Below are 7,407 nucleotides of genomic sequence, written 5' to 3' on the forward strand. Positions count from 1 at the left end.
GTGCGCACCGCGCCGTCCTCGCCGGTCAGCGTGACCGTCACGCCGGCCAGGCCCGGGTTCAGCGCCGGGCTGTACGTCCCGCTCTCGTCCACGGCGCGGACCACCCGCACCGTCACCGAGCCGTCGGCGGTGGCGGCGGGCGCGGACACCGCCGGGCCCGTGGCGATTCCGGCCGCGAGTAACGCCGCCAGCGCGGCGGAACGCCGGTATCCGTTCTTCTTGAGTTGCACGTTCTCCCCTCCTCCTGTCGCGCCCCTCCCCCGGAAAGGCACACACGATGGGACGGAGGGTAGCGGGCCCGCGGGACCTTCGGAACACCGCCCTCCGTTTCCACCCGAACGAAGTAACGCGCCTGCTTGACAAAGTTCCTGATGGAGCATCAGCCAGGCGGTGTTCGACGTCGCGCACACATCGCGGCAACGAACACGCGTCCGACCGTTGACATCGCGGCGCGCCGATTGGAAACTTTCCTAACAGTTGCCCGCGTCGGTGTCGCCGGATGGAGGATGATCGGGCCCGTGACCACGCAGAAGAGTCCCCGTCCCCCGCTGGCCGGCACGCCCAGCCTGCTCCGGGCGATAAACGATCGCGCCGCGCTGGAGCTGCTGCTCGCCAACGGCCCATTGTCCCGCACCCAGATCGGCAGCCTGACCGGCCTGTCGAAGCCGACCGCGTCCCAGCTGCTGGCCCGGCTGGAGGCCGCGGGGCTGGTGGTGCCGGTGGGGACGACGGCGGGCGGGCCGGGGCCCAACGCGCAGCTGTACCAGGTGAATCCGTCGGCGGGGTACGTCGCGGGGCTGGACGTGACCAGTACCGCGGTGCGGGTCGCGGTGGCCGACATCACCGGGGTGACGCTGGCCGAGCACCAGGTGTCCTGCAAGGCCCGGCCGGCGGCGGAGACGGTGGAACGGGTCGCGGAGGCGGTCGCCGAAACGGTACGCCAGGCGCAGCTGTCGCCGGGGGCGCTGCGCGAGGCGGTGATAGGGATCGGCGGCGCGCCCGACCCGGTGACCGGCAAGCTGCGCTACGCCTCGCACCTGCCGGGCTGGCACTCGCCGCGCCTGGTCGAGGAGTTGACGGCGGCGATCGGCGCGCCGGTGACGATCGAGAACGACGTGAACCTGGCCGCGGTGGCGGAGCAGTCCGTGGGGGCGGCGGCCGGGTGCGAGGACTTCGTGCTGCTGTGGGCCGAGGAGGGCATCGGCGCGGCGATCGTGCTGGCGGGCCGGCTGCACCGCGGCTTCACCGGCGGCGCGGGCGAGGTCGGCTACATGCCGGTGCCGGGCGCGCCGGTGTCGGTGAGCGCCCGCCGCAAGCACACCGGCGGGTTCCAGGACCTGGCCGGCGAACCGGCGGTGCTGGCGCTGGCCCGGGCGCACGGCCTGCGCGGCGCCGACGCGCCGCAGGCGGTGGCCGCGGCGCTGGACGCCCCCGGCGGCGAGGCGTTCCTGGCGGAGCTGGCCGAGCGGCTGGCGGTCGGCCTGGCGGTGATCGCCTCGGTGGTCGACCCGGAGCTGGTGGTGCTCTCCGGCGGGACGACCACCGCGGGCGGCGAGCGCCTGCGGGAGCTGGTCCAGCAGGCGCTGGGCCGGATGTCGCTGCCCCGGCCGGAGGTCCGGCTGTCCGCCCTTCCGGGCTCCCCCGTTCTCGCCGGTGCGCTGCAGCGCGCGCTGGCGACCGCCCGGGACGCCCTGTTCAGCACCCGCTGAGCGGCGTCCGGGCCCACCCGCACCATCCCCACTCCCCTCACCACTCGCCCGGGCGCCGGGGCCGACCGCCCTGCCGCCCGCACCCTCCTCAGGAGTGCCATCCCGTGGACACCACCCGCAGCTCCTCGCGCGGCCCGCGCCTGCGCCGCCCGTCGGCGGCGCTCGCCGCCGCGCTCTGCACGGCCTTCCTGGCCTCCGCCTGCACCGGCACCAACTCCGTCGGCGCGGAGGACGGTTCGGCGTCCGGGCAGGAGGTGACGATCACCTTCTGGCACGGCTGGAACCAGGACCGCGAGGTGAAGGCGATCAACGACAACGTCGCCGCCTTCGAGAAACTGCACCCGAACATCCACGTCGAGGTGCGCGGCAGCATCGCGGACGAGAAGAGCGAGCAGGCGCTGCGGGCCGGCGGGCCGGACGCGCCGGACGTGGTGTCCTCGTTCAGCACCGACAACGTCGGCAAGTTCTGCTCCTCGCACGTCTGGGCGGACCTGACGCCGATGCTGAAGAAGGACGGCATCGACCCGGCGAAGACCTTCCCGGCGGCGATGCTCCAGTACAGCCAGTACCAGGGCAACCAGTGCGCGCTGCCGCTGCTCGGCGACGCCTACGGCCTGTACTGGAACAAGACCGCGTTCGAGCGGGCCGGGATCAGCGGGCCGCCGAAGACGTTCAGCGAACTCGCCGACGCCGCCGCCCGGTTGACCATCCCGGACGGCGACTCCTACCGGCAGCTCGGCTTCCTGCCGAACTACCACGGCTACGAGACGCCGATCGCGCACTGGCTCGGCCAGTACGGCTCCACGTACTTCGGGCCGGACGGCAGGTCGAACGTGGCCACCGACCCGACCGTGACGGCCATGCTGACCTGGCAGAAGCAACTCGTCGACCGGCTCGGCGGGTTCGAGAAGCTGGAGAAGTTCCGCACCGGCTTCGGCGACGAGTACAGCGCGAAGAATCCGTTCACCACCGGGCAGGTCGCGATGAGCATGGACGGCGAGTGGCGCACCGCCGCGCTCGCCGAGGACAAGCCGTCCTTCGAGTGGGCGACCGCGCCGTTCCCGGTGCCGGACGAGCTGGCCTCCACCTACGGGCGCGGCTACCAGACCGGCACCATCATCGGCGTCGCCAACGGCTCCAAGAAGCGCACCGCGGCCTGGGAGTTCGTCAAGTACCTGACCACCGACACCGACGCGGTGGTGTCCTTCGCCAACGCCATCCACAACGTGCCCAGCACGCTGGCCGCGCTGGACTCGCCGAAGCTGGACGCCGACCCGAACTTCCGGACCTTCCTGGACATCGCCCGCAACCCGCACTCCTCGACCACCCCGGCGAGCATCAACGGCGGCGCCTACCAGATCTCGCTGCAGAACCTCAGCTTCGAGGTCGAGTCCGGCCAACGGACCGACCTGAGGGCGGGCCTGGCCGCCACCGCCAAGGAGATCGACGACGCCGTCGCCCAGGCGACGAAGTGACGGCCGCGGTGCGCCCCGCCGTCGCGCCGGCGCTGCGGGCCAAGCGCCGCCGGGAGCGGGTCAGGACGCTGGCGTTCCTGTCCCCGTGGCTGGTCGGGTTCGGGGTGTTCTTCCTGTACCCACTGGTCTCGACGGTCTACTTCTCGTTCATGAACTACGACGGGTTCGCCCCGCCGAGCTTCGCCGGCCTGCGGAACTGGGACTACGTCTTCACCAAGTACCCGTCGTTCTGGCGGGGCCTGGGCAACACCCTGTGGCTGGTCGCGGTGATGGTGACGCTGCGGGTGGTGTTCGGCCTCGGCGTCGGGATGCTGATCACCAAGGTGAAGTCCGGCGCCGGGTTCTTCCGCACCGCCTTCTACCTGCCGTACCTGGCGCCGCCGGTGGCCGCCACCATCACCTTCGCGTTCCTGCTGAACCCGGGCACCGGGCCGGTCAACCACCTGCTGGGCGAGCTGGGCCTGCCGCAGCCGGGCTGGTTCACCGACCCGTCCTGGTCGAAGCCGGCGCTGACGCTGCTCGCCCTGTGGGGCGTCGGCGACCTGATGGTGATCTTCATGGCGGCGCTGCTGGACGTCCCCCGGGAGCAGTACGAGGCGGCCGAGCTCGACGGGGCGGGCGCCTTCCAGCGGTTCCGGTACGTCACGCTGCCGAACATCTCGCCGATCGTGGTGTTCGCGGTGGTCACCGGCGTGATCCAGACCATGCAGTACTACACGCAGGCGATCGTCGCCGGGCGGGTCGCCTCCGGCGTGGTCGGCGGCTCCGGGCAGCAGTTCGAGCCCGGCTACCCGTCCGGCTCCACCTGGACACTGCCGCAGATGGTCTACAACCTCGGCTTCCAGCGCTTCGACTACGGCTCGGCCTGCGTGGTCGCGGTCATCCTGTTCGCCCTCTCGACGGCGTTCACCGCACTGCTGCTGCGCCGCCGCTCCGGCTTCCTGGCGGAGGACTGACTCCCATGACGCTCGCTTCCGCGCTCCCCCGCAAGGCCGCCTCCCCGGCCGCGACCGCCGCCGCCCGGGCCGCCCGCCGCCGGGCCGCCCTGCACTGGGTGGCCGTGCACGCGCTGGCGATCGCCGCCGCGCTGTTCTTCGTGCTGCCGTTCGTGTTCCTGTTCCTCACCTCGGTGATGACGGACCGGCAGGCGCTCACCTCCGACCTGTGGCCGACCAGCTGGCAGTGGTCGAACTTCGCGAAGGTCTGGGACACCCCCGGCTTCCTCACCTGGTGGCGCAACACCCTGCTGTACGCGGCGGCCGGCACCGCGCTGACCGTCGCCTCCAGCCTGCCGGTGGCGTACGCGCTCGCCAAGTTCCGCTTCCGGGGCCGCAACCTGGCCCTGATGGCGGTGATCTCGATGATGATGCTGCCGCCGCAGGTCACGGTCATCCCGATGTACCTGTTCTGGTCCAGGCAGCTGCACCTCACCGGCTCGCTGTGGCCGCTGATCGTCCCGATGGCGTTCGGCGACGCGTTCACGATCTTCCTGCTGCGGCAGTTCCTGCTGACCGTGCCGCGGGAGTACATCGAGGCCGCCCGGATCGACGGCTGCGGCGAACTGCGCACCCTGCTGCGGGTGGTGCTGCCGATGGCGAGACCCGCCGTCGCCGCCGTCGCGCTGTTCCAGTTCTTCTACTGCTGGAACGACTACTTCGGCCCGCAGATCTACGCCGGCGAGAACCCCGGCGCCTGGACGCTGAGCTACGGCCTGGAGTCCTTCAAGGGCGCCCACCACACCAACTGGAACCTCACCATGGCGGCCACGCTGCTGGTGATGGCTCCGGTGATCGTTCTGTTCTTCTTCGCACAACGCGCCTTCGTCGAAGGCGTCACACTGACAGGGGTCAAGGGCTGATGTCCGCACTGAAGTTGGCAATCGTCGGCGGCGGTTCCACATACACGCCGGAGCTGATCGACGGGTTCGCGCGGCTGCGCGACACCCTGCCGATCGGCGAACTCGTGCTGATCGACCCGGCGGCGGACCGCCTGGAGCTGATCGCCGGCCTGGCCCGCCGGATATTCGCCAAGCAGGGCCACGACGCCGTCGTCACCACCACCGGCGACGTCACCGCCGGCGTGCAGGGCGCCGACGCCGTGCTGCTGCAGCTGCGGGTCGGCGGGCAGGCGGCCCGCAACCAGGACGAGACCTGGCCGCTGGAGTGCGGCTGCGTCGGCCAGGAGACCACCGGCGCGGGCGGCCTGGCCAAGGCGCTGCGCACCGTCCCCGTGGTGCTGGACATCGCCGAACAGGTCCGCCGCACCAACCCGGACGCCTGGATCGTCGACTTCACCAACCCGGTCGGCATCGTCACCCGCGCCCTGCAGACCGCCGGGCACAAGGCCGTCGGCCTGTGCAACGTGGCGATCGGCTTCCAGCGCAAGTTCGCCGCGCACCTCGGCGTCGACCCGGAGCTGATCCGCCTCGACCACGTCGGCCTCAACCACCTCACCTGGGAGCGCGGCGTCACCCTGCTCGACGCCCCGGACGCCGCCGGCGGCCGCGAGGTGCTGCCGCAGTTGCTCGCCGAGCACGGCGCGGCCATCGCCGCCGACCTGCACCTGCCGGAGCCGGTGGTCCGGCGGCTCGGCGTCGTCCCCTCCTACTACCTGCGCTACTTCTACCAGCACGACGTGGTGGTGGAGGAGCTCAAGGTCAAGGGCTCGCGGGCGGCCGAGGTCGCCGCCATCGAGCGGCAGCTGCTGGAGATGTACGCCGACCCGACCCTCGACACCAAGCCGGAGCTGCTCGGCAAGCGCGGCGGCGCGTTCTACTCGGAGGCCGCCGTCCAGCTGATCGCCTCGCTGCTCGGCACCGACGGCCGCACCACCGTGCAGGTGGTCAACACCCGCAACGACGGGGTGCTGCCGTTCCTGCCCGACGACGCGGTGATCGAGGTGCCCGCCGAGGTCGACGCCGCCGGCGTCCGCCCGCTGCCGCAGCGCCCCGTCGAGCCGCTGTACTCCGGCCTGATCGCCCATGTCACCGCGTACGAGCACCTGGCGCTGGACGCGGCGCTGCGCGGCGGCCGCGACCGGGTCTTCGACGCGCTGCTCGCCCACCCGCTGGTCGGCCAGCTGGAGCTCGCCGAGCAGCTCACCGACCGGCTGCTCGCGCACAACCGCGACCACCTGGGCTGGGCGTGACCCCGGCATGAGAACCGTCCGCACCACGCACCGCCACGGGGGGACCGGCCGATGAGCCACGCCGTACACCTGCCCGGCGTCCTCGCCATAGACGCCGGCAACAGCAAGACCGACCTGGCCCTGGTCGGCGCCGACGGGCGGGTCCTCGGCACCGCCCGGGGCGGCGGCTTCCAGCCGCAGCTCACCGGCGCCGAGGCCGCCATCGCCGCGCTCGCCCCGCTGGTCGACGACCTCGCCCGCCAGGTCGGCGTCCACCTGCGGCCCGGCGGGGCGCCGTTGACCGACCACGTCAGCGCCTGCCTGGCCAACGCCGACCTGCCGATCGAGGAGCAGCGGCTGCACGACGCGATCGCCGCGCACGGCTGGACGACGTCCGTGCACGTCGCCAACGACACCTTCGGCCTGCTGCGGGCCGGCACCGACGGGCCGCTCGGCGTCGCCGTGGTGTGCGGCGCCGGCATCAACTGCGTCGGCCTGCGGCCCGACGGGCGCACCGCCCGCTGGCCCGCGCTCGGGAAGCTCACCGGCGACTGGGGCGGCGGCGGCGGGCTCGCCTCGGCCGCGATGTGGCACGCCGCCCGCGCCGAGGACGGGCGCGGCGGGCCCACCCTGCTGTCGCCCCTGATCGGCGCCCACTTCGGCCTGGCCGGGGCCAACGCCGTCGCCGAGGCCATGCACCTCGGGCAGCTCGACCCGGCCCGGCTGCACGAGGTCTCCCAGGTGCTGTTCGAGGCCGCCGAGAACGGCGACGCGATCGCGCTGTCGCTGGTCGACCGGCAGGCCGACGAGGTGTGCCGGCTGGCGACCGTCGCGCTCACCCGCCTCGACCTGCTCGACCGGCCCGCCCCGGTGGTCCTCGGCGGCGGCGTGCTGGCCTCCCGGCACCCGCTGCTGATCGACAACCTGACGGCCCGGCTGGCGGCCGCCGCCCCGCTCGCCGAGCCGCGCATCGTGGTCGCCCCGCCGGTCCTCGGCGCGGCGCTGCTCGGCCTCGACCACCTCGGCGCGGACGGCGACGCCCACCGCCGGCTGCGCGCCGCCTACCCGTCCGCGCACCCGGTGGCGGTCTGACGGAC

At 72.9% G+C, this 7,407-nt stretch carries 6 protein-coding genes and 1 pseudogene; 6 read left to right on the top strand and 1 reads right to left on the bottom strand.

Features of this window, described 5'->3' with window-relative positions; translation table 11 throughout:
* A pseudogene (locus ACWEMJ_RS33080) lies at positions 1 to 230 on the bottom strand (hypothetical protein); the annotation flags it as partial.
* 288 nt (positions 231 to 518) lie between these two features.
* Between ACWEMJ_RS33080 and ACWEMJ_RS33085 the strand changes: the two are divergent.
* The 6 genes from ACWEMJ_RS33085 (at position 519) to ACWEMJ_RS33110 (ending at position 7,402) form a co-directional block, all read left to right on the top strand.
* Positions 519 to 1,709 carry an ROK family transcriptional regulator gene (locus tag ACWEMJ_RS33085; protein WP_452140844.1) on the top strand — a complete coding sequence of 397 codons (1,191 nt, stop codon included), beginning with the start codon at positions 519 to 521 and terminating at the stop codon, positions 1,707 to 1,709.
* 104 nt (positions 1,710 to 1,813) lie between these two features.
* A complete protein-coding gene (locus tag ACWEMJ_RS33090; RefSeq protein ID WP_452140845.1) occupies positions 1,814 to 3,184 on the top strand; it encodes an ABC transporter substrate-binding protein in 1,371 nt (456 codons plus the stop codon).
* Positions 3,181 to 4,140, top strand: a complete 960-nt coding sequence (locus ACWEMJ_RS33095) for a carbohydrate ABC transporter permease (RefSeq protein WP_452140846.1) — start codon at positions 3,181 to 3,183, stop codon at positions 4,138 to 4,140. The genes ACWEMJ_RS33090 and ACWEMJ_RS33095 overlap by 4 nt, the downstream gene beginning before the upstream one ends.
* 5 nt (positions 4,141 to 4,145) lie before the next feature.
* Entirely contained in the window at positions 4,146 to 5,042 is an 897-nt protein-coding gene (locus ACWEMJ_RS33100; RefSeq protein WP_452140847.1) for a carbohydrate ABC transporter permease, read from the top strand.
* An 8-nt stretch (positions 5,043 to 5,050) separates the two neighbouring features.
* A complete protein-coding gene (locus ACWEMJ_RS33105; protein WP_452140849.1) occupies positions 5,051 to 6,331 on the top strand; it encodes a 6-phospho-beta-glucosidase in 1,281 nt (426 codons plus the stop codon).
* Between the two features lie 51 nt (positions 6,332 to 6,382).
* Positions 6,383 to 7,402, top strand: a complete 1,020-nt coding sequence (locus ACWEMJ_RS33110; protein WP_452140848.1) for an N-acetylglucosamine kinase — start codon at positions 6,383 to 6,385, stop codon at positions 7,400 to 7,402.
* Positions 7,403 to 7,407: the final 5 nt, after the last annotated feature.

It is taken from the genome of Kitasatospora sp. NPDC004531, assembly GCF_053602195.1.

What these genes read in the sequence shown, in the direction of transcription:
- ACWEMJ_RS33100 (WP_452140847.1), top strand. Translation starts at nt 4,146, where the DNA reads ATGACGCTCGCTTCCGCGCTCCCCCGCAAGGCCGCCTCCCCGGCCGCG.
- ACWEMJ_RS33110 (WP_452140848.1), top strand. Translation starts at nt 6,383, where the DNA reads ATGAGCCACGCCGTACACCTGCCCGGCGTCCTCGCCATAGACGCCGGC.